This is a genomic window from Kitasatospora albolonga, from assembly GCA_002082585.1.
Classification (GTDB): domain Bacteria; phylum Actinomycetota; class Actinomycetes; order Streptomycetales; family Streptomycetaceae; genus Streptomyces; species Streptomyces stephensoniae.
This window is the reverse complement of the sequence record CP020563.1, coordinates 7,960,757-7,985,401: the sequence shown is the minus strand read 5'-3', so window position 1 is coordinate 7,985,401 and position 24,645 is coordinate 7,960,757. Positions and strand designations below refer to the sequence as shown.

The window sequence follows — 24,645 nt, the reverse complement described above, 5'->3', positions numbered from 1 at the left end:
CCGTACGCGTGGTCCGAGTTCAGGGGGACGGATGGGCAGTGGGGAGAGCACCGGTTTCGAACCCGCGACCGGGGACGGGCCGCCGCTCGCCGGGAGCGCCGAGGCGCGCGCCGCTTCGGTGCGGACCGCCTTCGAGGGGCTGCTCCAGATCCGCCGTCTGACCGGCGGCGGGCGGGCCGGTCCGGCCCCGTGGGAGCTGCACCGGCCGGTGCGGGCGGTCGCGTTGGCCCTGGAGAGTTCCGGGGCGGCTCCGTCGGCCGTTGACGCGTCGGGCCGCCGGGTGTCGGCCGGGTACCGGGTGCGGGCGGGTGAGGCGGCGAGGTCGGTACGGGTCGACTGGGCCGGGCCGCCGGGCAGCGGCGCCGCCCACCACGAGGAGGAGGCGCTGGCCGAGTGCGCCGAGGTGCTGCGCGGGCTCGGCTGGACCGTGCTGCTCTACCGGGGTCCTCGCAGGCGGCGGTATCTGGAGGTTGAGCCACCGGCGGGAGTTCCCGGGGTGCGCTGACCGGCTCGGAGGGGCGTTGTCAGACCCGTAGGAGATGCTTGACGGTCCGACACCTCTGACCAGGAGACGCTGAGATGGACAAAGACGAGCTCGCCGCGGCGCAGGCGTACGTCCGCCTGCTGGAGGCCACCCGGGCCGCGCTCTCGGACCCGGAAGACGCACCCCTGTACCTGCCGCTGCTCACCTCACCGATGCGGGAGGCCGACCGGGCCCTGAGCGGCGCGGGGCTGGCGGGGAACGAGGACCGGCTGTTCGCCCTGGTGCGGGAGTTGCAGCCGAGCCTGTCCGGCAGCGACCGGTAGGAAGGGAAGCGGTCCAGAGGGAGGGGCTGTGGTCGGGGCTCGGTCTCAGGTCGTCCCGTCGGCGGTGCCGGGGGCGAGGCCGAGCTCCTGCTCACCCGGTCCGAGGGGGGCGAAGAAGCGGGCGACCGCGCTGTCGTCCACCTCGGCGAGGGTGGCCGGTTTCCACTGCGGGCTGCCGTCCTTGTCGATGATCCGGGCGCGTACGCCCTCCACGAAGTCGGGCTCCTCGCGTACCCGGCCGGAGACGCGGAACTCCTGGTCGAGGACGGCTTCCAGGCTGTCGAGGCGGGCGGCCCGGCGCAGGGCGGCGAGCGTGACCTTGAGCGCCAGGGGCGACCGGCCCGAGAGCTCCGCCGCCGCCCCGGCCGCCGCGGGGGCAGCGCTGTCGTGGAGCCGCCGGACGATCTCCTCGACGGTGTCCGCCGCGTAGCAGGCGTCGATCCAGTCGCGCTGCGCGGCGAGTTCACCGGCGGGCGGTTCCCCGGCGGAGCCCCGTACCGCCTGCGCCACCTCGTCGGCGGTCGTCGCCGCGGCCACGGCTTCGGTGAGCTCCGGCAGCCGCAGGGTGGGTACGTAGTGGTCGGCGAGGCCGCACAGGAGGGCGTCGGCCGCCCCGGCGCTACGGCCGGTGAGGGCCAGGTGGGTGCCCAGTTCGCCGGGGGCGGCGGCCAGCAGGTGGGTGCCGCCGACATCGGGGACGAAGCCGATGCCGGTCTCGGGCATGGCGACCCGGGAGCGTTCCGTGACGACCCGGAGGGAGCCGTGGGCAGAGACCCCGACTCCCCCGCCCATCACGATGCCGTCCATCAGGGCGACGTACGGCTTGGGGAACCGGGCGATGCGGGCGTTGAGGCGGTACTCGTCGCGCCAGAACCCCAGCGACGCGCGGCCTCCGGCGCGGGTGTCGTCGTGGAGGGCGCGGATGTCGCCGCCCGCGCACAGGCCCCGGTCGCCCGCTCCGGTCAGGACCACCGAGGTGACGGTCCGGTCCTGTTCGGCGCCGGTGAGCGCCTCGTCGAGCAGCCGCACCATGGTGTGGGTGAGGGCGTTGATGGCGCGGGGGCGGTTCAGGACGATGTGGAGGGAGCTCCCCCGGGTCTCCAGCAGGACGGGCCGGTCGTCGGTCATGTGTGCGCTCCGATCACTGGGCACGGTGGAGACCTGGGGCTGCCATTCTGCGACTCCCCGGCCCCGCTCGGGACACGGGGGGGCGGGCGGGCTGGTTCGGGGGGGGTGCGCGAGGGGGCCGGGACAGGAGTTGCGGCAGGCGCTGCTCCGTGCGTTCCGGAGGGCAAACCGGTGGTGATCCGCTGTGGCACTCCGGTGGAAGCGGCTCGACAATTGAGGACTACGGGGCGCGTCGCCGCGCGCCCCGCCGGACGACCTCCGGAGCATGCATGACCGACCACGAACAGCGGCAGGACGCCGAAGCCGCTCCGCTCCGCCGGACCGACGGGAAGACCAACGGTGAGATCGGGCCGGCGGAGCGCCTCGCCATGAACCGGACCGGCAGCTTCGACTGGGACCTCGACACCCGGACCCTGGACATCGACGACGCGGGGCTCGCGGTCTTCGGTGTGGACCCGGCGACGTTCGACGCGAGCCCCGGCGCGCTGGTGGAGCGGCTGGAGCCGGCGGAGCGGGCCCGGCTGGATGTCACGATCGACGAGGCGATCACCGGCGGCACCAATTCCTTCAATGTCCACTTCCGGGTTCCGCTGGACGACGGGACGCCCCAGTGGACTCATGTCCAGGCCCGCGTCCTGCGCTCGAAGGACGGAAAGGCCCACCGGATCGTGGGGATCGTGCGCGACGCGACGGCGGAAGTCACCCATTCGGCCTTCGTGCTCGATCTGGAAAAGCGGCGGCAGCGTCAGACCAGCATCGTCGAGCGCACGACGAGCGCGATGTCGCGTGCGGTGACCGTGGACGATGTGACGGCCGCGCTCACCGGTCCGGGCGGACTGGCCCGGCTGGGGGCGGACGGGCTGGCCCTGGGGCTGGTGGAGAACTCCGCGCTGAACATCGTGGCGCTGAGCGGCGAGTCGCTGGAGGCGCTCGACGGGCTCGGTTCCGGGGACCTGGAGCGCAACCTTCCGCTGGCGGACGCCATCCGCAGCGGGCGTCCGCGGTTCATCACGTCCCTGGCGGCGCTGGCGCGGCGGTATCCGGTGCTGGAGCCGCATCTGGGGAAGCTGAGGTTCCGGGCCGCCGCCTATCTGCCGCTGGTGGCCCAGGCCCGGTCGCTCGGCGGGCTCGCGCTCTTCTACCGCGAGCGCACGGTCTTCAACGCCGACGAGCGGATTCTGTGCCTGGGCCTCGCGGCCATCGTGGCCCAGTCCCTCCAGCGGGCGATGCTCTTCGACGAGGAGCGGGAGTTCGCCACCCAGCTCCAGTCCGCGATGCTCCCGCCCCGCATACAGGACATCGAGGGCGGCGAGATCGCGGTGCGCTACCACGCGGCGTGGAGCGGGCGGCAGGTCGGCGGCGACTGGTACGACGTGATCTCGCTGCCCAAGAACCGTTACGGGCTCGTCGTCGGGGACGTCCAGGGGCACGACACCCATGCCGCCGCGATCATGGGCCAGTTGCGCATCGCCCTGCGTGCGTACGCGGCCGAGGGGCATCCCCCGGCGACCGTGCTGGCGCGGGCCTCCCGCTTCCTCTCCGAACTGGACACCGATCGCTTCGCCACCTGCACCTACGCCCAGGTCGACCTGGCGACGGGGGCGGCCCGGGTGGTCCGGGCCGGGCACCTCGGGCCGCTGATCCGGCATACCGACGGGCGGGTCGGCAGTCCGCAGGTGCGCGGCGGGCTGCCGCTGGGGATCTCCACGGAGTTCAAGGACGAGGAGTATCCGGAGACCCGGCTCGACCTGGTGCCCGGGGAGACGTTCGTCCTGTACACGGACGGTCTGGTGGAGGAGCCGGGCGCCGATCTGGACACCGGGGTGGAGGCGCTGCGGAACGAGGTGAGCGCCGGGCCCGCGGGGGCCGAGGCGCTGGCCGACCATCTCTCGGACCGGCTCTGGGAACGGTGGGGGTCGGGGGACGACGTGGCCCTCCTGGTCCTGCGGCGCAGCCCCGATGTGGGGTCCTCGCACGCGCCCCGGCTGCACCAGTACATCCATCAGGCGGACCCGGAGGGGCTGTCGGACGCCCGGGCGATCGTGCGCCAGGCGCTCGCCGACTGGGACATGGGCGAGTTCGCCGACGACGCCGAACTGGTCACGGGTGAGCTGCTGGTGAACGTGCTGCTGCACACCGAGGGCGGGGCGGTCCTGACCCTGGAGGTGCTGCCCGAGCCGGTGCGGCGGATCAGGCTTTCGGTCCAGGACCGGTCGAGCGCCTGGCCCCGGCGGCGTACCCCGGGCGAGACGTCGACGTCGGGCCGGGGGCTGCTCCTGCTCGACGCGGTGGCCACCCGCTGGGGCATCGAACCCCGCGGTGAGGGCAAGGCCGTCTGGTGCGAGATCGGCCCCGCTCCCCCGCCCGCCACCGCCGCACCTCCGTCGGCCGCCGAGGCGCAGGCCCCGCCCGCCGGGCGGCGATGAGGGCGTGCCGCACCGCCTTCAGCGGTGCGGCACGCCCCTCGGCCGCCGAGTGTCCGGGGTCAGTTCTCGGAGGTGCGCCGCTTGCGGACGGCCCACAGGATGCCGCCGCCTGCGAGCAGAACCGCGAGGGCGGCAGCGCCTATGACCGGCGTGGCGGAGGAGGAACCGGTCTCGGCCAGATCCGGCGTGGTGGGGCTCGGGGCGGGAACGGCGGGAGCGGACTCCGAAGGCTGCCCGCTGGGGGTGGTGCTCGGCTCGGGCGTCTGCGTGCCCGGGGTCTCCGACGGCGTCGACTCGGTCGGGGTCGGCTCGGTGACGGTCGGGGTCGGCGAGGGCGGCGTCGGCGAGGGAGTCGTCCCCTCGCACACCTCGGCCGTCTTCGTCTCGTCGAGCGAGTGCTTGCCGCCTTCGCCCGCGTCCTTGACGACCAGTCGGACGGTCACCGGCGCGGAGTGCTCGGGAAGCGTGAGCTTCTCGTGGAACTCACGGTCGAACGTCCGGGTGGGCAGCAGGTCCTTGCCGTCCACGGAGACGGTCACCGTGTTGGGGACGCCGCTCGTGTAGTCCTTGAGGTCGACCGTCACCTCGGAACAGGTCACGGACCACGTGGGCGTGTGGGCCATGGCCGGACCGGCGGAGATGACGCCTCCGGTCAGACCGACGACCGCGGCGGCCACGAGTGCTCCCGCGCCACGCCACGACCTCCTGGAAATGATCATGGGTACTTCCTCCAGCTGGATCTCATCGCCCGAATGGCGGTGGGGCGCACAGTACTGCCATCGCCCCGGGAGGGTGCAGTCGCCCCGTGCGCCGCCTCACGAACCAACTGCACCCATACCTCCGCCACTTCGCACAAGGCGGACAGTCGCTTCACGCCACCGTCGGCAAACAGTGGGTCAAGTGGCCGGGCCGGGCGGGCAGTGCCCGGATGCGGCTGCGGCGGCGACGCCGTACGGGGCGGATGCAATGCGGGACCGACGCCGTACAAGGCGACGCCGTACGGGCTTCAGAGGGCCTTGTGCATGATGTGCAGCCCCACATAGCCCTCGGTCGGGTGGTTGAAGCCCTCGGGGAGGGTTCCGATCACCTCGAAGCCGATCGACTCGTACAGCTTGACCGCGCGGGTGTTCGTCTCTACCACCGCGTTGAACTGCATCGACCGGAAGCCCGACGCGCGGGCCCACTCGACCGAGTACTCGCACAGGGCCCGTCCCACGCCCCTGCCCGAGCGGTCGGGGTCGACCATGTACGTGGCGCTGGCGACGTGCGAACCGTTGCCCATGTGGTTCCGGTTCATCTTCGCCGTACCGAGGACCGTTCCCGCTTCGTCGACGGCCACGACGACGCGGTTCGGCGCGGCGACGTACCACCATCCCCGTGCCTCCTCCTTCCCGAGGTCGAGCGGATAGGTGAGGGTCTCGCCCGCGGCGACGACGGTACGGAAGAACGGCCAGATGGCGGCCCAGTCCTCGGTGGTGGCTTCCCTGATCAGCATGCGGACATGATGCCCGACTCGAACGCCTGTCCGCGATCGGTATGTTCGCCGCCCGCCCGTCGCCCTACCGGTCGCCCCGCCGACGCCGTCGCAGCCGGGCCAGCAGTCCCTTTGCGCTCACCTCCGGTACGCGGGAGGGCACGTCCCCGGCAGGAGACGACGGGAGCGGCGGGGGCTGCGGGGCCGATGAGGTCGGTGAAGCCGGTGTCGGCCCGGCGGCGGGTGGGGGCTGCGGTGGCGTCGCGCGTGGGGTGGGGGCCGGGGCGGGCGTCCTCCCGGGCCCGGGATCGTCGCCCGGGTGCGGTGCGGGCCGGTCCTCACGGGCGCGGTCCAGCTCCAGAGTGAGGTTGATCCGCCGCCACAGGATCTCGTCGGGGTCGTCCGCCAGCATCAGCTCCCCCAGGGTCTCCCTGGCCGCCACGGAGCCCGGCCGTCCGAAGACGGGCTCCGGCCGCACCCGTACGAGATAGGCCCGTTCGTAGGGGTCCTCCACCACTTCCGCCAGATGCGCGGAGTCCAGCGCCGATGCCTCCACCGCCGCGCGCGCCCAGGGGTCGCGGGTGCGGTTCAGCAGCCGGTCGATCCGCTGGGACCGCCAGTTCCGCGCCCTCCGGTCGTCCCCCGCCTCCAGCATCGTGCGCATGCCGGGAGGCGTCCGCCCGGCGAGCAGATCGGGCTCCCGCGCCGCGAACGCGGCCAGTTCGTCCGCGAGATAGAGCCAGACGACCGCGCGATACCGGTTCAGATAGAACGTGACCGGTGAGACGCAGCCCGCCCGGGCCAGCCGGGTGAAGCGCGCGGGAGCGATGCCGAGCAGCGCCGCGCCGTCCGCCGTACCGACGGTGCGCACCCGCTCCGCCAGATCGTCGGGGAACCCCGGCCGCTCCCGCAGGCGCGCGATCTCCCGCTCGTGCACCCGTGGCCGCCCGGCGCCGGGTGCGGCGACCACGGTGATCAGCCCGAGATGCACCGCGAGCTCGAACTCACCGCGCCGCAGCCCCAGTTCCTGTGCCGCACGGCCGGAGGCCACGGTGGCCGCCGCACCGCCGGGCGACGCGCGCACCCGCCCGTCGTCCCGGCCGACCCCGGTGTCCCGGCCCTCCGGCCCGTCCCCCGCGGCGGCATCTCCGGCATGCGCGCGGACCGCTTCCTCGACCGTCATGATCGTCCTCCCCGTGAACCTCGAATACTCTCCGTGATCACGGTAGCCCGGCCGGGTCACTTCCGCCCGAGCCTGTGGATAACCTCTTCAGATCCAGGAAAGAAGCAGGTCAGAGAGGTGGGAGGGGTCAGAAGGGGTCCAGCTCCCCGGGGCCGCTCTGGCGGACGGATACGCCGAGGTGCTCGCCGACCCGGTTGACGAGCAGGGTCATCTCGTACGCCACCTGGCCCACGTCGGCCTCGGCCTCGGTCAGCACGCACAGGCAGCTGCCGTCGCCCGCCGCGGTCACGAAGAGCAGGGCCTCGTCGAACTCGACCATGGTCTGGCGGGCCCGTCCGGCCCGGAAGTGGCGCCCCGACCCCCGGGCCAGGCTGTGCAGGCCGGAGGAGACCGCGGCCAGGTGTTCGGCATCCTCGCGGGCCAGTCCGGTGCTGGCCCCGGTGACCAGGCCGTCGTTCGACAGCACCAGGGCGTGCCGTATGAACCGCACCCTGCTGGTGAGGTCGTCCAGGAGCCAGTCGAGTCCCCGGTCAAGCGTCATCTGCTCGTCCTCCCCGTACCTTCGTTCCCCGTGCCCCCCGCTACGCGCGTAAGCCTTGCGCACCGCTTCCGCAGGGGCAAGCGCCCCTCGCGGCCCGGGGTGCCGCTTCGCGCCATGCCCGCATCGGCCCCAGGATGGACGCATGGCACACCACATGACCGACGAAGAATGGCGGGCCTTCCTCTCCGAGGGGACCCGCACCGCGAAGGTGTCAACCGTACGGGCCGACGGCAGTCCGCACATCGCGCCCGTCTGGTTCCTCCTCGACGGTGACTCCCTGGTCTTCAACACCGGCAAAAAGAGTGTGAAAGGCCGCAATCTGGAGCGCGACGGGCGGGTCTCCCTGTGCGTCGACGACGACCGGCCGCCGTACGCGTTCGCCGTGGTGCAGGGGCGGGCGGAGCTGAGCGAGGACCCCGAGGAGCTGCTGCGGTGGGCGACGCGGATCGCCGGGCGCTATGTCGGGCCGGAGGCCGCCGAGGAGTTCGGCCGGCGCAACGGCGTACCCGGTGAACTGGTGGTGCGGGTGCGGATCGACAAGGTCATCGCCCTGGCCGACATGGCGGACTGACCGGCTGCGGTCCGCCGTCGGCCGGTCAGCCGACGGCGTCGAGGAGCCGGGCGGTGTGCATGCGCCCGGCGTACTCGACCGTACGGATCAGGACGTCCTTCCCGGAGTCGCGGTCACGGGCGTCGCAGAGCACGACGGGGGTGCCCCGGTCCAGGTCAAGGGCGTGGGACACATCCTGCGCCGCGTAGGCGCGCGCCCCGGGGAAGCGGTTGACGGCGACGACGAACGGTATGCGCCGACGCTCGAAGTAGTCGACGGCCGCGAAGCAGTCCTCCAGGCGCCGGGTGTCGGCGAGGACGACCGCTGCCAGCGCGCCTTCGGACAGCTCGTCCCACAGGAACCAGAAGCGGTCCTGCCCCGGTGTGCCGAACAGGTACAGCGACAGACCGGCGTGGATGGTAATACGGCCGAAATCCATCGCTACGGTCGAGGCGGTCTTCCGCGCCACCCCTTCCGTGTCGTCCAGTCCCCGCCCGGCCTCGCTCAGCGGCTCCTCCGTCCGCAGCGGCCGGATATCACTGACCGCGCCGACGAGCGTCGTCTTCCCGGCTCCGAACCCGCCCGCCACCAGAATCTTCAGGGCCATCGCGGTGTCGTCGCCGTCCCCGTGAGCGCTGTGAGCGCTGTGGGTGTCGTGCGTGCCGTGCGTGCCGTGCGTGCTTTCGACGTGCTCGGAGGACATCGACCACTTCTCCCGCGAGTGAGCCGCACACCTCTGGCGAAGCTCGGTTCAGCCGTTCGGACATCGCTACGGGCCCAGCATGGCAACCGGCGGCCCGGTCCGAGCGGGTTGATCGTTGTTGACCGATGCGGATTCCGCTCGCTCACTCCTGCCGTTTCCCGCCCCTCTGCCGCCCGGCTTGTGGACTCTTGTGGCCTGTACGGCAGTCGGTGTGCGCCCGGCACGGCTCCGGGTGGGCTCGGCACGGCCTCTACACTGGTTCCTTTCGGCCGCGGCGACGGATGCGGCGGCGGGTCCGCGCGGGCGGCCCACGGACGGGAGAGACAAGAGTGCCAACAGGGACCGGCGGCGGCTTCCAGGACCCGCCCGCCGAGGTGCTGGCCGAGGCCGCGGCCGCGTTCGGGCTCCTGGCAACACCCGCGAGGCTGCACATCGTGTGGGCGCTGGCGCAGGGCGAGAGCGATGTGACGGGCCTCGCCGAGCGGGTCGGGGGCACGCTCCCGTCGGTCAGCCAGCATCTGACGAAGCTCAAGCTGGCCGGTCTCGTGCGCTCCCGCCGCGAGGGCCGCAGGCAGGTCTACCTGGTCGACGACCCCGGCGTGGTCACGGTCGTCCGGCTCATGGTCGGCCAGCTCGCCGAGCGCGCCGGGCACCCGCCCCAGGAGCCCGTCCGCCTGCGTGAACTCGGTGCCTGAGGGCAGCGCAGCCGCGGGACCCGGCCGTACCGCCCCCGGCACTTCGGCCTCCGTGACACCGTTCCCGGCCGCCTCGCCGGTCGCCGGTGCCCACGCCCCCTCCTCCGGCACCGGACCGGAATCCCCCCGGGTGAAGACCTCCCTGCAGATACTGCGCTCGCTGGACAGCGGACCGCGCGGGCTGGTGGAGGCACGGGCCGAGGAGCGGCTCGCCCGGTACGGCGAGAACGTGCTGCCCGCCTGGCGGCCGGTGCCCTGGCCCCGGCGCTTCGTCCGCAGCCTCCGGGACCCGTTCACTTCCGTACTGCTCTGCCTGGGGCTGGTCTCCGCCGCCGTCTCCGCGTGGGGCACGGCCTGTGTGATCCTCGCCCTCGTCGCGGTCAGCTGTCTGCTGCGCTCGACCGAGGAGCACCGGGCCGACCGTTCGACGGCGGCGCTCAGGGAACTGGTGGCGACCACGGCGACCGTCGTGCGCCGCTCCTCGGCCGATGCTCCGCCCAGGGAGCGGGACGTGCCGGTGGCCGATCTGGTGCCGGGCGATGTGATCCGGCTGGGTCCGGGCGACCTCGTACCGGCCGATGTGCAGGTCCTGCGTGCCGGAGGGCTCACGGTGCACCAGTCGGCCCTGACCGGGGAGTCGGCGCCGGTGGCGAAGCATCCGCTCGACGCCCCCGATCCCACGCTCGCCCGGGCCGGGCCCTTCGCTCAGCCGCAGCTGTGCTTCCAGGGCAGCAGCGTGACCTCCGGCAGCGGTACGGCGGTGATCGTGGCCACCGGAGGGCGGACCCGGTTCGCCGCAGCGCACGACGGCCGGGCCCGGCAGCGGGGTGCCAGCGCCTTCGACCGTTCGGTGCAGGGGATCTCCTGGACGCTGATCCGGTTCATGCTGCTGACCCCGCCGCTGGTGCTGATGGCCAACGCGGCGCTGCGCGGCCGGGGCCTGGAGACACTGCCGTTCGCCGTCGCCGTGGCGGTGGGGCTCACCCCGGAGATGCTGCCCGTCATCGTCACGACGGCGCTGGCGCGGGGTGCGGCCCGGCTCGCCCGTACCAGCGGAGTCATCGTCAAACGGCTGCCCGCCCTGCACGACCTGGGCGCCGTCGATGTGCTGTGCCTGGACAAGACGGGCACGCTGACCGAGGACCGGCCCGTCGTCGAGGAGGCGACCGACGGTTCGGACGCGCCCGATCCCGAGGTGCTGCGGTGGGCGGCGCTCAGTGCGCTGTGGACCCTCCAGCTGGCGGAGCTGCCCGCGCCGGACGCCCTCGACGAAGCGGTGCTGGACGCCGCGGAGGAGGCCGGTCCCGGGGAGACCGCCGTCGCGTACGAGGGTGTGGCGGCGCTGCCGTTCGATCCGGTGCGCCGGGTCGCGACGGCGGTGCTCCGGCGGCCCGGCCGGCTCGGCGTGCACACCCTGGTGACCAAGGGGGCCGTGGAGGCGGTGCTCGAACGGTGCGCGATGGACGGGGACGAGCGGGAGCGGCTGCTCGCCCTCGCCGACCGCAAGGCGGAGTCGGGGCTGCGTCTGCTGGCCGTGGCGCGGGCCGACCGGCCCGCGCGGGCGGGGGCGTACACCCCCGCGGACGAACGCGGGCTGACCTTCGTGGGCCTGGTCGCGCTGCGGGACGTCCCCGCACCGAGCGCCGCCGACGCCCTCGGTGTGCTGGCCCTGCGGGGCATCACCGTCAAGGTCCTGACCGGTGACCACCCGGGCACGGCGGCCCGCGCGTGCGAGGACCTGGGCCTGCGCACGGGCGCGGGCACGGATACGGCGGGCGGGTACGGCGATGTGGTGACGGCCGAGCTGGTGGACACCCTGTCGGACGCGGAGCTGGCGCGGGTCGCCGACCGGGCGACCGTGTTCGCGCGCTGCACCCCCGCGCACAAGGCCCGGATCGTCTCGGCGCTGCGGTCCGCCGGGCGCACGACCGGCTTTCTCGGCGACGGGGTCAACGACCTGCCCGCGCTGCACGCCGCCGATGTCGGCATCTGTCCGCGCAACGCGGTCGACGTGGCGCGCGAGGCCGCCGACGTCGTGCTGGCGGAGAAGGACCTCACCGCGATCGACCGTGCGGTGCTGGCGGGGCGGCACAGCAGCGGGAACATCGCCACCTATCTCCGCATCACCCTCTCCTCCAACCTGGGCAACGTCATCGCGATGCTGACGGCCGGGCTGATGCTGCCCTTCCTTCCCATGCTCCCGGCGCAGGTGCTGGTGCAGAACCTGTGCTTCGACGCGGCGCAGCTCGCCTTCGCGTTCGACCGCCCGGCGGCGGCCGCCCTGCGTCGGCCCAGCGTGCTGCGGTCACGTGACTTCCTGCGCTTCATCACCGGCTTCGGGCTGCTCAACGCCGCCGCCGACCTCGCCACCTTCGGTGTGCTCGCGCTCGCCCTGCACAACGCGGCCGGGACGGACGGCGAGGCGGCGTTCCACGCCGGGTGGTTCACCGAGAACCTGCTGACCCAGGCGCTCGTGATGGTCCTGCTGCGGACCGGCCGCAGCGCCGCCGAGCGCCGGGCGGGCGGACCGCTGCGGGCAGCGGCGGCGGGGCTCGCGGTGGTCGGCGTCCTGCTCCCCCTGACCCCGCTGGGTCCGCTGCTCGGCATGAGCGCCCTGCCTCCCCTCTACTACCTGCTGCTCGGCTCGGTGCTGGGCCTGTACGCGGTGGGGCTCACGGCGGCGCGGAGGCGTTACGAGCGTCGCCATGCGTCCGGCGTCGAGCCGGAGCGGGGCGTACGGGAGGGCGGCACGGAGCACTGAGGGGGCGGCCGTTCCGCTTCCGCAGCACAGTTGTACAGTTGCGCAATGCGGCAACTATTGCCGCGCAGTCAGAGGGACGCGAGCAGAGAGAAGGGCGGGACCAGAATGTTGCGCAACGGCCTGGAGCCCTGGCACCTGTTGATCCTGGCCATCGTGGTGGTCGTGCTCTTCGGCTCGAAGAAGCTGCCGGACACCGCCCGCGCCCTGGGGAAGTCGATGCGCATCCTCAGGAGCGAGGCGAAGGCCATGAAGGACGAGGAAGCCCGCTGATTCCCCCGGATGTCCGGCATCCCGGGCCGGGCATCCGGCCGCCGTTCATTTCACGGCTTGCGCAATCCGGGAACCTTGAAGGCCGCGCGGGGCGTTCGTACCAGTAGCGGCCACATGTAGTGACAGCAACGCAGCACGGATCGCAGGATCAAGGGATCGACCGGTCACAGGGACCGGCCGATCGGACGTGCGGACCGACGGAACACTGGAGGATATTCATGGGTGTGAGCCTGGCGAAGGGCGGCAACGTCTCCCTGTCGAAGGAGGCCCCCGGCCTGACGGCCGTGACGGTCGGTCTCGGCTGGGACGTACGGACCACGACCGGGGCCGATCACGACCTGGACGCCAGTGCGCTGCTGTGCTCCGAGGCGGGCAAGGTCCTCTCCGACGCCCACTTCGTCTTCTACAACAACCTCACCAGCCCGGACGGTTCCGTCCGCCACACCGGTGACAACCTGACGGGTGAGGGCGAGGGCGACGACGAGTCGGTCGAGGTGGACCTGGCCTCGGTCCCGGCCGAGATCGCGAAGATCGTGTTCCCGGTCTCCATCCATGACGCGCAGAGCCGGGGCCAGAGCTTCGGCCAGGTGCGCAACGCGTTCATCCGCGTGGTGAACCGGGCGAACGGCGTCGAGCTGGCCCGCTACGACCTGAGCGAGGACGCGTCGACCGAGACCGCGATGGTCTTCGGCGAGCTGTACCGGCACGGCGTGGAGTGGAAGTTCCGGGCCGTCGGCCAGGGGTACGCCTCGGGGCTCGCCGGCATCGCGTCCGACTACGGCGTCAACGTCTGAGCGGGAGACCTCTTCCCGGTGCCCGGACGGAACAGCTCGGCACGTCCGTTCCGTCCGGGCGCCGGGCCCGTCCCCGTGTGTCCGGGCAGCCGGGCCCGTCCCTGAGAGTCCGGCGCCGGACTCGCCCCGGAGGCCCGGGCAGCCGGGTGTCCGTCTCCGTTCCGCTCCCCTTCCGCCTCTCTTCCGCCTCGTTCCGTTCCGTCCGGGCGCCGACTGCGCGATCATGTCCGCATGGCCGATGACCACACCCGTGTCCTGGACTTCTTCACCCCGCGCGCGGCCGGCTGGGACAGCCGGTTTCCCGATGACGGCCCGGCCTATGGGGCCGCGGTCGGCCGGCTCGGACTGCGGCCGGGGGACGCCGTGCTCGACGCGGGCTGCGGTACCGGCCGTGCCCTTCCGGCCCTGCGCGCGGCCGTCGGGCCGCAGGGCACGGTGCTGGGCGCCGACCTCACGCCCGCGATGCTGGAAGAAGCGGCCCGGGCGGGGCGGGGGAAGTGCGGCACCCTGCTCCGCGCCGATGTCGCACGGCTGCCGCTGCGCGACGGGGTGCTGGACGCGGTGTTCGGGGCGGGGCTGATCTCGCACCTGGCCCGCCCCGAGGCCGATACGGCGGAGCTCGCCCGGGTGGTGCGGTCGGGCGGGGTGCTGGCCCTGTTCCACCCGATCGGCCGTGCCGCCCTGGCCGCGCGGCACGGGCGCGCCGTCACCGGGGACGACCTGCGGGCCGAGCCCCGGCTGCGGGCACTGCTGGCCGGTTCCGGATGGCGGCTGGACTCCTACACCGACGAGGACGACCGCTTCCTCGCCCTCGCCGTACGCGAACCCTGACGACCGGCCCCGCCCCGTACCCGAGGTCTCGCCGTCGTACGGGAACGGGGCGGCGGCCCGCCCGGAATCACTCGGCGGACACCTCCGACGGGCGCCGGTGGCCGGGAACCGGGCAGCCTCGCACGCCCGGGGTGGGGAACGTGCCGAGGGCGGCAATCTCGTAACCGTCCGGATATCCCTTGATCTCGGGGTTCTGGCGCGCGTAGTGCGGTTTCCGCCGGGGCGGCAGGAGCCGGACGGCGCGGGCCCTCAGACGCAGCGCGCCCCGGGTCAGCCCGCGGGCCACGGGTCCCGGACGCTCGTAGCGGAACGCCCGCAGCAGCGAGTCGTCCAGGAGCGCGAGGCTCGCCCCGCGCACCACGGGGGCCAGCGGTGCCGGGTACCAGGAGGCCATGAGCGCCAGGGTGGCGTCGGAGACCCGGCGGGCCCCCTCGTCCCAGCCGAAGTGCTCGTGCTCGTAGGTGTCGAGGGTGCGCTCGAAGTCCTCGTAGCTCTGCGGGACGTCCTTGATGCCCATCCGGGTGCCCAGCGTGCGGTAGTAGGCGGCGAAGGCCCGCAGCTCGTGGTCGGAGAGCCGACGCCAGCCGAAGTCGTCCAGCCAGCGCTTGGGGGTGACGACGAAGGTGCACAGGACATAGCGCATGTCGTCGTTGCTGATGGCGTAGCTGCGGTGCATCTGGTTGATCCGGCGGATGGCCGTACGGCCCTCCTCGGTGTCGAATCCGTGCTCCACCACGGTGTCGAGGAGCAGCGCGGTGTCGTCGTACCGCTTCTGCGAACGCTCCGTCAGCTCCGCCGTCTCATCGAGGAGTCGGCCGATGCCGGGCACGGCATAGGTGCGGTAGAGGGCCAGTTCGAGGGCGCGGGTGATGTCCCACGGGAACTCGTAGGTGACGGTGAGGCGGTAGATCTCCAGGAAGTCCCGATCCGGGTCCAGTCGCTGAATCTCTTTCAGCCGGTCGTACCGCTGAACCATGCTCTTCCCCTCGTTCGTCCGGAGCTCCAACCTTACGCGGACCGCCCCGTACGCTCCGGCCCTTCCCGGCCCCGGTGACCCGGCGCAAACGGTGGCGGCCCGGGCCCGTCGTTGTGTGTCCGGGGCCTCGACGGCGGGGTTACCGGGTAGTTAAGGTGCGCCGACGGACGGAGCGGGGCCGGGGCCCGGGTGACGGGTGGCCGGGCGCTGACGGATCGGGGACGGGGAGGGACACTGTGGCCGGTGCGGACGCCGACGACGACGCGCTGCTGGTGCTGACCGCGGTGCTGCTGACTCCCGCGCGGTTCCCGAGTGTGCTGGGCGACGACTATGTGGCCGCGTGCGGTGCGCTCGCCCTCGAACCGTACGAGGAGGGGTACGGCCTCGTCCTCGGGCAGGACGCCGACGGGGCCCGCTGGACCGTGGTCGTGGAGGATGTCTCCCTGGTGGCGGTGGCGATCGCCGCGTGGGACTGCGGTATGGAGTACGACCTCTCCCCCGACGGCCGCTCCGTGGTGTGCGCGCTGCCGGGCTGGCCGCTGGCCCTGGCGGTCGCCGCGCCCGGGGTGCCCGCTCCGCACGATCCGGAGACGGACGGGGTGGGCCCCGCGCCGCTGGCTCCTCCGGACACGAGCACCTGGGGCCCGGCACAGCGACGGCTCGGGGCCGACGAGGTCGCGGAGCGGTGGGCGCTGTGGCGTGAGCAGATCGACGACGCGGAGTTCCTGAGGCCGGGCGGGGAGGGAGCCGATGAGCTGGAGGGCGATGAGCCGGAGGGCGGGGAAGGGAGAGAAGGGGAAGGGGACGGTGGTGGGGGTGCTGTGCCCGGTTCCGCCGTGAGCGGGCGGCATCCCGGTGTGCGGCGGGCGTTGTCCGAGGCGCTCGCCTATACGCGGAATCCGCCGCCGCCCGGACGTATCCGCTCCGTCTTCGCCTCCGCCGATACACGCACCCTGCGCGTCGACGGTCCCGGGTGGTCGATGGTCGCCAGGACCGATGACATCGCGCTGATCCTGCTGGACGAGGAGCCGGGCGAGATCCTGCCCGTGGGCCGTGGCCCGGCGCTTCCCGGCCTCCTGGAGGCCCTGGAAGCGCTGGCCTCACATCCGGCCTGAGCCGCCCGTGAGCGAGGCCGGACTCGAAGCCCCGGAGTGCCCTGCCTCAGCCTCAGCGGCCGATCTCCCTGCGGTTGATCCTGCGGAGCCTGCGCCGCTGGGACGGGTCCAGCAGCAGATAGCCCGCGACGGGGACGCCGATCACCACCAGGAGCGCCCACCAGAATCCGATCAGGGGCCACAGGACGGCCGCAGCCACCACCCCCACGACAGCGACCTTCGCACCGTTCGACATGGTCCACGCCTCCTTCGCGGCCGACGCCGCTCCTGTCCTGTCAACGCGTCCGTGCGTCTTTACGTTCCCCATGCCGCCCCCACACCGTCCTCCGTGCCGTCCCCTGTGGCACCCGTCATCGCAGCGGCTCGCCGACCTCGTGCATATGGGCCAGGGCCTGCCGGTAGGACTCCACGAGTCCGGTTTCCGTGTACGGCATGCCGATGCTCCTGCAGTGCTCCTTGACCAGGGGCTGTGCCAGCCGCAGATGGGGCCGGGGCATGCTGGGGAACAGATGGTGCTCGATCTGGTAGTTCAGGCCGCCGAGGAACCAGTCGGTGAGGATCGTGCCGCGCACATTGCGCGAGGTCAGGACCTGGCGCTGGAGATGGCTCCAGCGGTCCCCGTCCGGGTCGGGCATCTCCATGCCCTTGTGGTTCGGAGCGAAGGCCATCCCCAGATGGAGGCCGAACACCGCGTGCAGCAGCAGCGCGAAGACGACGGCCCTGCCCGGCGAAAGCGTGGTCAGCAGCAGGGTCGTGTACAGCGCGAGGTGCGCGGTCATCAGCACGGCGGACACGGCCCGCTCCCGGGCCGGCTGGTGGCGCAGGAACTGGAACCCGTACACCTTCAGCGCGATGCCTTCCAGCAACAGCATGGGGAAGAACAGCCGTGCCTGGTTGCGGGCCAGCCAGCGGGCGAACCCTTCACGTCCTGCCGCCTGCTTCTGGGTCCAGACAAGGGCTCCAACACCGACATCGGGGTCCTTGTCGACGTGGTTGGGGTTGGCGTGGTGCCGTACGTGCTTGTCGTTCCACCACGCCTCGTTCATGCCGAGGAGCAGATTGGCGTGGACCAGGCCGATCAGCCGGCTCGTCCTGCGGTCGCCGGATATCTGGGCATGGCCCGCGTCATGGGCGACAAAGGCGGTCCGGGCCCACAGGACCGCCAGCGGAGGGGCCAGGAGCAGGCTCCACCAGGTGTCGCCCAGCAGGACCAACGCGGTCACCACCCCGCCCAGGGCCACCAGGTTTGCCGCGATGTCGGCGGCATACCGGCCGGTGCGCCGTTCGAGGAGTCCCTGCCCTTTGACGGCACGCAGCAGCGGGGCGAAATCGCTGCCGGTGGCCGGGAGTCCGGTACGGTCCGGTCTGCTGTCGTCGGCGGGGGCCGCGACGGTGGCTGTCGCCTGGGGCATGACGTCTCCGGTCTCTGGAACATATGCGCTGACCTGACAGAACGTACGGATCGGAGCCCCGCGGCAGCCATGGCGTCACCACCCCGATCCCTGCTGGGGCAGGCCCCGCGCCCGGGGTGGTGCTGGCTCCACCATCGAGACCGGGCACTACGGAGAGTGATGTGAGTCACATCAAGGAATCGCACATCGCAGATCTCGATGGAGTACCCTCGGCGACCCCGACTCACTAGTCAAATTTGAGGAATCTGACATCGCTGTGCACCAGCACTCTGCGGCAACGCCGTCCGAGCTCTCCGAACTGTCCCGCTGCTCCGCTGTCTTCATCCCCGCGGACCCGGCCCGCACCGGCCTGATCGCCTTCTGGAACCCGGACGGCAGCACCCCTCCCGACGCTCCCGGGGTCCCCCCGTCGGAGCTGACGGTGGCCGGGGCCGACCTCCGCCGCACCTCCGTGGCCGCGCTGCGGCTTCCCGTACGGGACGCCCTGCCGGTACTGACACGGGCGCGGACCGACCGGCATGCCTCCCCCGCCACCGCCTTCTGGGGCGCGGCGGCGCTGCTGGGGCTGCAGTTCGTCGCCCGGGGGCTTCTGCTGCCGGGGCTGAGCCCCGCCGACCGGGACGCCTGGCGGGTCGGGCCGCTCGGCGCCGAGGACCTGGAGCGCATCCGGGTGCTCGCGGCATCGATGCCGCCCACCGCGCACGCCACCCCGCTGGAGACCGGCGCGGCGGCGGACGGGCCACTGCTGCTGCCCGAGCCGGAGCGGCTGCTGCGGGCGTTCCTGGACGCAGTGGCGGACGGGCTGCCCCGGACGCCCGCCGCCGGATTCGCCGCAGGGGGCCCGGCGTTCGCCGCCCGGGAGCCGCAGCACCTGCCCGAGGGGCGGGCCTGGGCGGCGGATGTGGCGGCCGGTCACGACGCGGGCGTACGGCTCTCGTTGCGCATCGAGGTCACCGGGGCCACGACCGCCCCCTCCGGCGCCGATGCCCTTTCTTATGAGGCATCTCCTCACGAAGCCTCTTCTTATGACGACGCGGCACCTTCGTTCCGTGCCGTACTCCAGATCCACAGCGTCAGCGATCCCTCCCTGGTCGCCGATGCGGCCGAGGTCTGGGCGGGCGGCACGCGGAGTGCGGCGGCGTTCGGGCCCCGGGCCCGGATGGACGCCCTCCTGGCCCTGCGCCGGGCCGCCCGTGCCTGGCCGCCGCTGGCTCCCCTGCTGTCCGCCGCCGTGCCGGACGCGGTGGAGCCGGCCGACGAGGAGATCGCCGAGCTGCTGGGGCCCGCCTCGCGCGCGCTGGCCGCCACGGGTGTGCAGGTGCACTGGCCCAAGGAGCTGGCGAGGAAGCTGACCGCACGGGCGGTGATCGGCCCGGCCGGCTCGGAGGGTGACAGCTCTGACAGGGACGGGGGCGGCGACGGGCGGCGGGGACGTACCGTCGCGGACACCCCCTCGTTCCTGTCCGCCGACGCCCTGCTCTCGTTCGACTGGCGGTTCGCGCTGGGCGACCGGAAGCTGAGCCGCGAGGAGCTGGACCGGCTCGCCGAGGCAGGTCGGCCGATCGTGCGGCTGCGCGGCCAGTGGGTCCTCATCGACCCGGAGGAGGCGCGCCGGGCCCGGGAGACCCAGGACCGCAAGATCACGCCCATCGACGCGCTGGGCGCGGCGCTGACCGGCTCCGCCGAGATGGACGGGCGCCGGGTGGAAGTGGCGGCCACGGGCTGGCTGGAGCGGCTGCGGGAGCGGGTGGCCGATCCGGAGTCCGCCGCGCAGCAGTCGATCGGGCAGCCCGAGGCGCTGACCGCGACGCTGCGCGACTATCAGCTGCGCGGTCTGAACTGGCTGAACACCATGACCTCGCTCGGCCTCGGCACCTGTCTCGCCGACGACATGGGCCTGGGCAAGACGATCACGCTCATCGCGCTGCATCTGCACCGCCAGAGCGACCGCGGGGCGGCCGGTCCGACGCTGGTGGTGTGCCCGACCTCGCTGATGGGGAACTGGCAGCGGGAGATCGAGAAGTTCGCCCCGGGCACCCCCGTACGCCGCTTCCACGGCGCGTCGCGCTCCCTGGAGGGCCTGGCGGACGGGGAGTTCGTCCTGACGACGTACGGGACCATGCGGCTGGACGCGCCCCGGCTGACCGCCGTGTCCTGGGGCCTGGTCGTCACCGACGAGGCGCAGCACGTCAAGAACCCGCACTCGGCGACGGCCAAGCAGCTGCGCACCATCGGCGGCCGGGCCCGTGTCGCCCTCACCGGCACCCCGGTGGAGAACAACCTCTCCGAGCTGTGGGCGATCCTGGACTGGACGACGCCCGGGCTGCTGGGCCGGCTCGGCGCCTTCCGCACCCGGTACGCCGCCGCCGTCGAGGGCGGGAGCGACCCGGAGGCCGCCGAGCGGCTCGCGGCCCTGGTGCGGCCGTTCCTGCTGCGCCGCCGCAAGTCCGATCCGGGGATCGCCCCGGAGCTGCCCCCGAAGACGGAGACCGACCGGGCGGTGTCGCTGACGGCCGAACAGACCGGGCTGTACGAGGCGGTGGTCCGCGAGACCCTGGCCGAGATCTCGGCGGCCGACGGGTTCGAACGGCGGGGGCTCGTGATGAAGCTGCTGACGGCGCTGAAGCAGATCTGCAACCACCCCGCGCAGTACCTCAAGGAGGAGCGGCCCCGGATCGCCGACCGCTCGGGGAAGGTCGAGCTGCTGGACGAGCTCCTGGACACGATCCTGGCCGAACAGGGTTCCGTACTGGTGTTCACGCAGTACGTACAGATGGCGCGGCTGCTGGAGGAGCATCTCGCGGGACGCGGGGTGCCCACGCAGTTCCTGCACGGCGGTACGCCGGTGGCGCGGCGCGAGGAGATGGTGAACCGCTTCCAGGCGGGCGAGGCCCCGGTGTTCCTGCTCTCCCTGAAGGCGGCGGGGACCGGGCTCAACCTCACCCGGGCCGGTCATGTCGTGCACTTCGACCGCTGGTGGAACCCGGCGGTCGAGGCGCAGGCCACGGACCGGGCGTACCGGATCGGGCAGACGCAGCCCGTCCAGGTGCACCGGCTGATCGCCGAGGGCACGATCGAGGACCGGATCGCGGAGATGCTCGCGCGGAAACAGGGGCTCGCGGACGCGGTGCTCGGCTCCGGGGAGGCGGCGCTGACCGAACTGACCGATGCGGAACTGGCCGATCTGGTCGAGCTGCGAGGGGGCGCACGATGAACGACGACGTGTACGGGACGGACGCGGTGGACGCCGAGGGTGGAGCGGGCCGGGCGGAGCGTACGTTCGCGCCGCTGCCTCCCCCGCCGGGCCGGGGCTTCGCCACGTCGTGGTGGGGCCGGGCGTGGCTGAAGGCGCTGGAGGACACGGCCCTGGACGGTCAGCAGCTCAAGAAGGGGCGGCGGCTGGCCAGGGAGGGCTGTGTCGGGGCGGTCGCCGTGCGCCCCGGCCGGATCACGGCTGTCGTACGGGACCGGGACGGCACAGGCCATCGGAGCGATGTGCTGCTCCAGGAGCTGGGGGACGAGGCGTGGGACCGCTTCCTGGACATGGCGGTGGAGCGGGCCGGGCACATCGCGGCCCTGCTGGACCGGGAGATGCCGCCGCATCTGGTGGAGGACGCGGCGGGCGCCGGGGTGGAGCTGCTGCCCGGCATCGGCGATCTGGAGCCGGAGTGCACCTGTGGGACCTGGGACCACTGCCCCCACTCGGGCGCCCTGTGCTACCAGGTGGCGCGGCTGCTGGACGAGGACCCGTTCGTCCTGCTGCTGATGCGGGGGCGCGACGAGCGGCGGCTGCTGGACGAGCTCCAGGTCCGCAGCACCGCCCGTGCGGTGCGGGCCGCGGACGGCGACGCGCCGGAGGAGGCGGAGCGGGACGCGTACGGGGTTCCGGCCGGTGAGGCGTTCGCCATGGGCGCCGTCCTGCCGCCGCTCCCCGGCCCGCCGCCGGTGCCCGCCGAGCCGGGGCCGCCGCCGTCGCTGGACACGGAGGCGGGCCCGCCGCCCGGTCTCGACCCGGCGGCGCTGGAGGTCCTGGCCGCCGACAGCGCCGTACGGGCCCACCGGATGCTGCTGGAGGCGCTGGCCCCGGAGCACGGGCGGCAGCCGCTTCCGGCGGAGCTGACGCCGGAGCAGGACGCGGTACGGCTGGCCGCCGACGCCCGGCCGGAGGCGGGGATCGCGACGCGGCTGGCCAGGGGGACCGGCCGGACGCGCGACGGACTGGAGGCGGCGGTGCGCGCCTGGCGGTACGGAGGGGCCGCCGCGCTGGCGGTGCTGGACGAGGAGTGGGCCCCGGACCCGGACTCCCTCGCGCGGGCGCGCGCCCGGATCGCGGCGGCCTGGGAGGAGGGCGAGCAGCCGAGATTCCGGGCGTCCGGGGCCCGGTGGACGGTGGCGGACTCCGATGTCCAGCTCCGCTACGACCGTGACGGCCGGTGGTGGCCGTACCGCAAGGAGCGCGGCCGCTGGGTGCCTGCGGGACCGGCGGACGACGACCCGGCGGGGGCACTGGCAGGAGCGGACGCGGGGGCCACGGCCGGGGGCTGAGGTTCGGCGGCGGGTGCGGGAACCGGTGCCTTCTTCCGTACGTCATCAGCGGGAGACGGCTGGTTGACGGCTCCCGGCCTCTTCTTTCCCCTCACGCGTCCGCCGTACGGCGGCCCCGAGCCCCCCAGGAGGGTGATGCACCGCCGACGGCTCCTTCAGGGCGCCGCCGTCACCGCGACGGCGGCGCTGGTGCCCGCGTCGGTCCGGTCCGTGGCGGCTCCGGACGCCGTCGCGGACTACCCGACGGCCCTGTGGGCACCGGCCCACACGGCGAACTACACCGTCCCCGCGCAGCCGTCCGAACGCCGGGCCGACCGCGTCGTCATCCACGTCGCCCAGCAGCTGTTCACCCCGACGATCGGCATCTTCCGCGATCCGGCCAAGCGGGTGTCGGCCCATTACGTGGTGCGTTCCGGTGACGGCCATGTCGCGCAGTGCGTACGGGAGCGGGACATCGCCTGGCACGCGGGCAACTGGGACGTCAACACGCGCAGCATCGGCATCGAGCACGAGGGGTGGGTGGACCGCCCGGAGTACTTCACCGACGCCATGTACCGGCGCTCGGCGCTCCTCACTGCGGACATCTGCGCGCGGCACGGCATACCCAGGGACCGGGCGCACATCATCGGCCATCACGAGGTGCCGGGCAGCGACCACACCGACCCCGGCGACCTCTGGGACTGGGAGCGCTACCTCCGCCTCGTCGGCCTCCCCTGACGCCCGCAGCCGGGTGAGCGCGGCGCCCCGTTCGGCGGGCCGGAGGCAGGTACCGCGTTCGGCCGAGTCGATCACCGGGTAGGCGATCGCCACCGAACGAGCGGGACCTGATCTGCGGCATGAGGGCGGACCGATGACTGACGACATTCTGGACGAGGACCTGTACCGCTTCGAGGAGCTGCTGGACGACAGCGAGCGCAAGACGCTCCACCGCGTCCGCGCGTTCCTGCGCGAGGAAGTGGCCCCGAACGCCGACGCCTGGTGGGGGAAGGCGTCCTTCCCCCACCACCTGATCCCCCGGTACGGCGAGCTGGGCATCGCGGGTATGCCGTACGAGGAGTGCGGCGGGCCTGCGGTGAGCAGCCTGCTGAGCGGGTTCATCGCCTTGGAGATGGCACGGGTCGACGCGTCGATGGCCACGTTCTACGGGGTCCACTCGGGGCTCGCCATGGGGAGTATCGCCCGCTGCGGTTCCGAGGAGCAGCGCCGCCGGTGGCTGCCCGCCATGGGGCGGATGGAGCAGATCGGGGCGTTCGCGCTCACCGAGCCGCAGGGCGGGTCGGACGTGGCGGCCGGACTGCGGACCACCGCGCGGCGCGAGGGCGACACCTGGGTGCTCAACGGGGAGAAGCGGTGGATCGGCAACGCCACCTTCGCCGACCTCGTGATCGTCTGGGCCCGGGAGGAGGGGGACGAGGGCGGCGTCCGGGGGTTCGTGGTCGACAGTTCGACGCCCGGCTTCTCGGCCACCGTCATCGAGAACAAGATCGCCCTGCGGACGGTCGAGAACGCCGACATCGTGCTGGAGAACTGCCGGGTGCCGGAGGAGAACCGGCTCCAGAAGGCCAATGGCTTCCGTGACACCGCTGACGTCCTGCGCCGTACCCGCAGCGGCGTGGCCTGGGAGGCGGTGGGGGTGATGCTGGCGGCGTACCGCATCGCCCTGGACTACACGCGTGAGCGGGAGCAGTTCGGCGGGCCGGTGGCGCGTTTCCAGCTGGTCCAGGACCTTCTCGTCCGCATGCTGAGCGATGCCACGTCCTGCCTCGGCATGGTCGTCAGGCTGGCGCAGCTGGAGGACGCGGGCACCTTCCGCGACGAGCACTCGGCAATGGCGAAGGCCCACTGCACCACCCGGATGCGGGAGGTCGTGGGCTGGGGCCGCGAGCTGCTCGCGGGCAACGGCATCGTGCTCGACTACAGCATCGGCCGGTTCGTCGCCGACGCGGAGGCCCTGTACTCCTACGAGGGGACCCGCGAGATCAACACCCTGATCACGGGGCGCGCGGTGACGGGGCTGGGCGCCTTCGTCTGAGCCGGGGGCCGGGGCCGGGGGGTGCGGGCCGCCGCCGCGTACGGCCGTGCGGGCGTACGCCACGGCGGCCCGCCCCGCCCTCCGCCACACTGATGGGGTGACGGACACCGGGAAGCAGACGGACCAGCAGCTGGAACAAGCCATCCTGGAGCTGCTGGACCGTCGCGGGCCGACCGCCACCATCTGCCCTTCCGACGCCGCGCGGGCGGTCCACGGAGGCGACGGCGACGGCTGGCGCGCGCTCATGGAACCGGCCCGCCGCGCCGCCCGGCGGCTCGTGGCGGCGGGCGAGGTCGAGATCACCCAGGGAGGGCGCCCCGTCGATCCGGCGGAAGCGCGCGGTCCCATCCGGGTGCGCCGCGCCCGCTGAAGCACTTCGGCTCACCCCGGCGCACCCCGGGG

Annotated in this window: 24 protein-coding genes; 15 read left to right on the top strand and 9 right to left on the bottom strand. The window is 73.1% G+C overall.

What is annotated here, in order from left to right; translation table 11 throughout:
- Positions 1-31 precede the first annotated feature (31 nt).
- Both B7C62_34705 and B7C62_34700 read left to right on the top strand, forming a co-directional pair.
- A complete protein-coding gene (locus B7C62_34705) occupies positions 32-505 on the top strand; it encodes a hypothetical protein (protein ID ARF76870.1) in 474 nt (157 codons plus the stop codon).
- A gap of 74 nt (positions 506-579) precedes the next feature.
- Entirely contained in the window at positions 580-807 is a 228-nt protein-coding gene (locus B7C62_34700; protein ID ARF76869.1) for a hypothetical protein, read from the top strand.
- 45 nt (positions 808-852) lie between these two features.
- On the opposite strand, the gene B7C62_34695 is transcribed toward B7C62_34700, so the two are convergent.
- Positions 853-1,935, bottom strand: a complete 1,083-nt coding sequence (locus B7C62_34695) for a 3-hydroxyisobutyryl-CoA hydrolase (GenBank protein ID ARF76868.1) — start codon at positions 1,933-1,935, stop codon at positions 853-855.
- A gap of 269 nt (positions 1,936-2,204) precedes the next feature.
- On the opposite strand from B7C62_34695, the gene B7C62_34690 reads away from it, so the two are divergent.
- Positions 2,205-4,361: a protein phosphatase gene (locus B7C62_34690; protein ARF76867.1), complete on the top strand. Its 2,157-nt coding sequence runs from the start codon at positions 2,205-2,207 to the stop codon at positions 4,359-4,361.
- A gap of 59 nt (positions 4,362-4,420) precedes the next feature.
- Here B7C62_34690 and B7C62_34685 read toward each other — a convergent pair whose 3' ends face one another.
- The 4 genes from B7C62_34685 to B7C62_34670 form a co-directional block, all read right to left on the bottom strand.
- Positions 4,421-5,080 carry a hypothetical protein gene (locus B7C62_34685; GenBank protein ID ARF76866.1) on the bottom strand — a complete coding sequence of 220 codons (660 nt, stop codon included), beginning with the start codon at positions 5,078-5,080 and terminating at the stop codon, positions 4,421-4,423.
- Between the two features lie 287 nt (positions 5,081-5,367).
- A complete protein-coding gene (locus B7C62_34680) occupies positions 5,368-5,856 on the bottom strand; it encodes a GNAT family N-acetyltransferase (GenBank protein ARF76865.1) in 489 nt (162 codons plus the stop codon).
- Positions 5,857-5,920: 64 nt separating this feature from the next.
- Positions 5,921-7,018 (bottom strand): hypothetical protein, encoded by a 1,098-nt coding sequence (locus B7C62_34675; GenBank protein ARF76864.1) that lies wholly within the window; start codon positions 7,016-7,018, stop codon positions 5,921-5,923.
- A gap of 127 nt (positions 7,019-7,145) precedes the next feature.
- A complete protein-coding gene (locus tag B7C62_34670) occupies positions 7,146-7,559 on the bottom strand; it encodes a dynein regulation protein LC7 (protein ARF76863.1) in 414 nt (137 codons plus the stop codon).
- 142 nt (positions 7,560-7,701) lie between these two features.
- Here B7C62_34670 and B7C62_34665 point away from each other — a divergent pair, with 142 nt between their 5' ends.
- Positions 7,702-8,130, top strand: a complete 429-nt coding sequence (locus B7C62_34665; GenBank protein ARF76862.1) for a PPOX class F420-dependent enzyme — start codon at positions 7,702-7,704, stop codon at positions 8,128-8,130.
- A gap of 25 nt (positions 8,131-8,155) precedes the next feature.
- Here B7C62_34665 and B7C62_34660 read toward each other — a convergent pair whose 3' ends face one another.
- Entirely contained in the window at positions 8,156-8,812 is a 657-nt protein-coding gene (locus tag B7C62_34660) for an ATP-binding protein (protein ARF76861.1), read from the bottom strand.
- A gap of 329 nt (positions 8,813-9,141) precedes the next feature.
- On the opposite strand from B7C62_34660, the gene B7C62_34655 reads away from it, so the two are divergent.
- From B7C62_34655 to B7C62_34635, 5 genes are all read left to right on the top strand, one after another.
- The gene (locus tag B7C62_34655; protein ARF76860.1) at positions 9,142-9,507 is read left to right on the top strand and encodes a transcriptional regulator; all 366 of its coding nucleotides are present in this window, start codon (positions 9,142-9,144) and stop codon (positions 9,505-9,507) included.
- The gene (locus B7C62_34650) at positions 9,491-12,268 is read left to right on the top strand and encodes a magnesium-translocating P-type ATPase (GenBank protein ARF76859.1); all 2,778 of its coding nucleotides are present in this window, start codon (positions 9,491-9,493) and stop codon (positions 12,266-12,268) included. The genes B7C62_34655 and B7C62_34650 overlap by 17 nt, the downstream gene beginning before the upstream one ends.
- Before the next feature lie 105 nt (positions 12,269-12,373).
- Complete coding sequence (locus B7C62_34645) at positions 12,374-12,538, top strand: Sec-independent protein translocase TatA (GenBank protein ARF76858.1); 165 nt, start codon at positions 12,374-12,376, stop codon at positions 12,536-12,538.
- A gap of 218 nt (positions 12,539-12,756) precedes the next feature.
- A complete protein-coding gene (locus B7C62_34640) occupies positions 12,757-13,332 on the top strand; it encodes a chemical-damaging agent resistance protein C (GenBank protein ID ARF76857.1) in 576 nt (191 codons plus the stop codon).
- Positions 13,333-13,563: 231 nt separating this feature from the next.
- On the top strand, positions 13,564-14,163 hold the full coding sequence (locus B7C62_34635; protein ID ARF76856.1) for an SAM-dependent methyltransferase: 600 nt from the start codon (positions 13,564-13,566) through the stop codon (positions 14,161-14,163).
- 67 nt (positions 14,164-14,230) lie between these two features.
- Here B7C62_34635 and B7C62_34630 read toward each other — a convergent pair whose 3' ends face one another.
- Entirely contained in the window at positions 14,231-15,139 is a 909-nt protein-coding gene (locus B7C62_34630; GenBank protein ARF77518.1) for a peptidase, read from the bottom strand.
- A gap of 236 nt (positions 15,140-15,375) precedes the next feature.
- Here B7C62_34630 and B7C62_34625 point away from each other — a divergent pair, with 236 nt between their 5' ends.
- Complete coding sequence (locus tag B7C62_34625; protein ARF76855.1) at positions 15,376-16,254, top strand: hypothetical protein; 879 nt, start codon at positions 15,376-15,378, stop codon at positions 16,252-16,254.
- Positions 16,255-16,306: 52 nt separating this feature from the next.
- Here B7C62_34625 and B7C62_34620 read toward each other — a convergent pair whose 3' ends face one another.
- Together B7C62_34620 and B7C62_34615 are read right to left on the bottom strand one after the other, a co-directional pair.
- On the bottom strand, positions 16,307-16,489 hold the full coding sequence (locus tag B7C62_34620) for a hypothetical protein (protein ID ARF76854.1): 183 nt from the start codon (positions 16,487-16,489) through the stop codon (positions 16,307-16,309).
- A gap of 115 nt (positions 16,490-16,604) precedes the next feature.
- The gene (locus B7C62_34615; protein ID ARF76853.1) at positions 16,605-17,666 is read right to left on the bottom strand and encodes an acyl-CoA desaturase; all 1,062 of its coding nucleotides are present in this window, start codon (positions 17,664-17,666) and stop codon (positions 16,605-16,607) included.
- Positions 17,667-17,922: 256 nt separating this feature from the next.
- Between B7C62_34615 and B7C62_34610 the strand changes: the two genes are divergently transcribed.
- The 5 genes from B7C62_34610 (at position 17,923) to B7C62_34590 (ending at position 24,613) form a co-directional block, all read left to right on the top strand.
- Positions 17,923-20,880, top strand: a complete 2,958-nt coding sequence (locus B7C62_34610; protein ID ARF76852.1) for an ATP-dependent helicase — start codon at positions 17,923-17,925, stop codon at positions 20,878-20,880.
- A complete protein-coding gene (locus B7C62_34605) occupies positions 20,877-22,211 on the top strand; it encodes an SWF or SNF family helicase (GenBank protein ARF76851.1) in 1,335 nt (444 codons plus the stop codon). The genes B7C62_34610 and B7C62_34605 overlap by 4 nt, the downstream gene beginning before the upstream one ends.
- Before the next feature lie 135 nt (positions 22,212-22,346).
- Positions 22,347-22,928 (top strand): N-acetylmuramoyl-L-alanine amidase, encoded by a 582-nt coding sequence (locus tag B7C62_34600; GenBank protein ID ARF76850.1) that lies wholly within the window; start codon positions 22,347-22,349, stop codon positions 22,926-22,928.
- A gap of 133 nt (positions 22,929-23,061) precedes the next feature.
- Positions 23,062-24,243, top strand: a complete 1,182-nt coding sequence (locus B7C62_34595; protein ARF76849.1) for an acyl-CoA dehydrogenase — start codon at positions 23,062-23,064, stop codon at positions 24,241-24,243.
- Between the two features lie 97 nt (positions 24,244-24,340).
- Positions 24,341-24,613 (top strand): S-adenosylmethionine tRNA ribosyltransferase, encoded by a 273-nt coding sequence (locus B7C62_34590; GenBank protein ID ARF76848.1) that lies wholly within the window; start codon positions 24,341-24,343, stop codon positions 24,611-24,613.
- Positions 24,614-24,645: the final 32 nt, after the last annotated feature.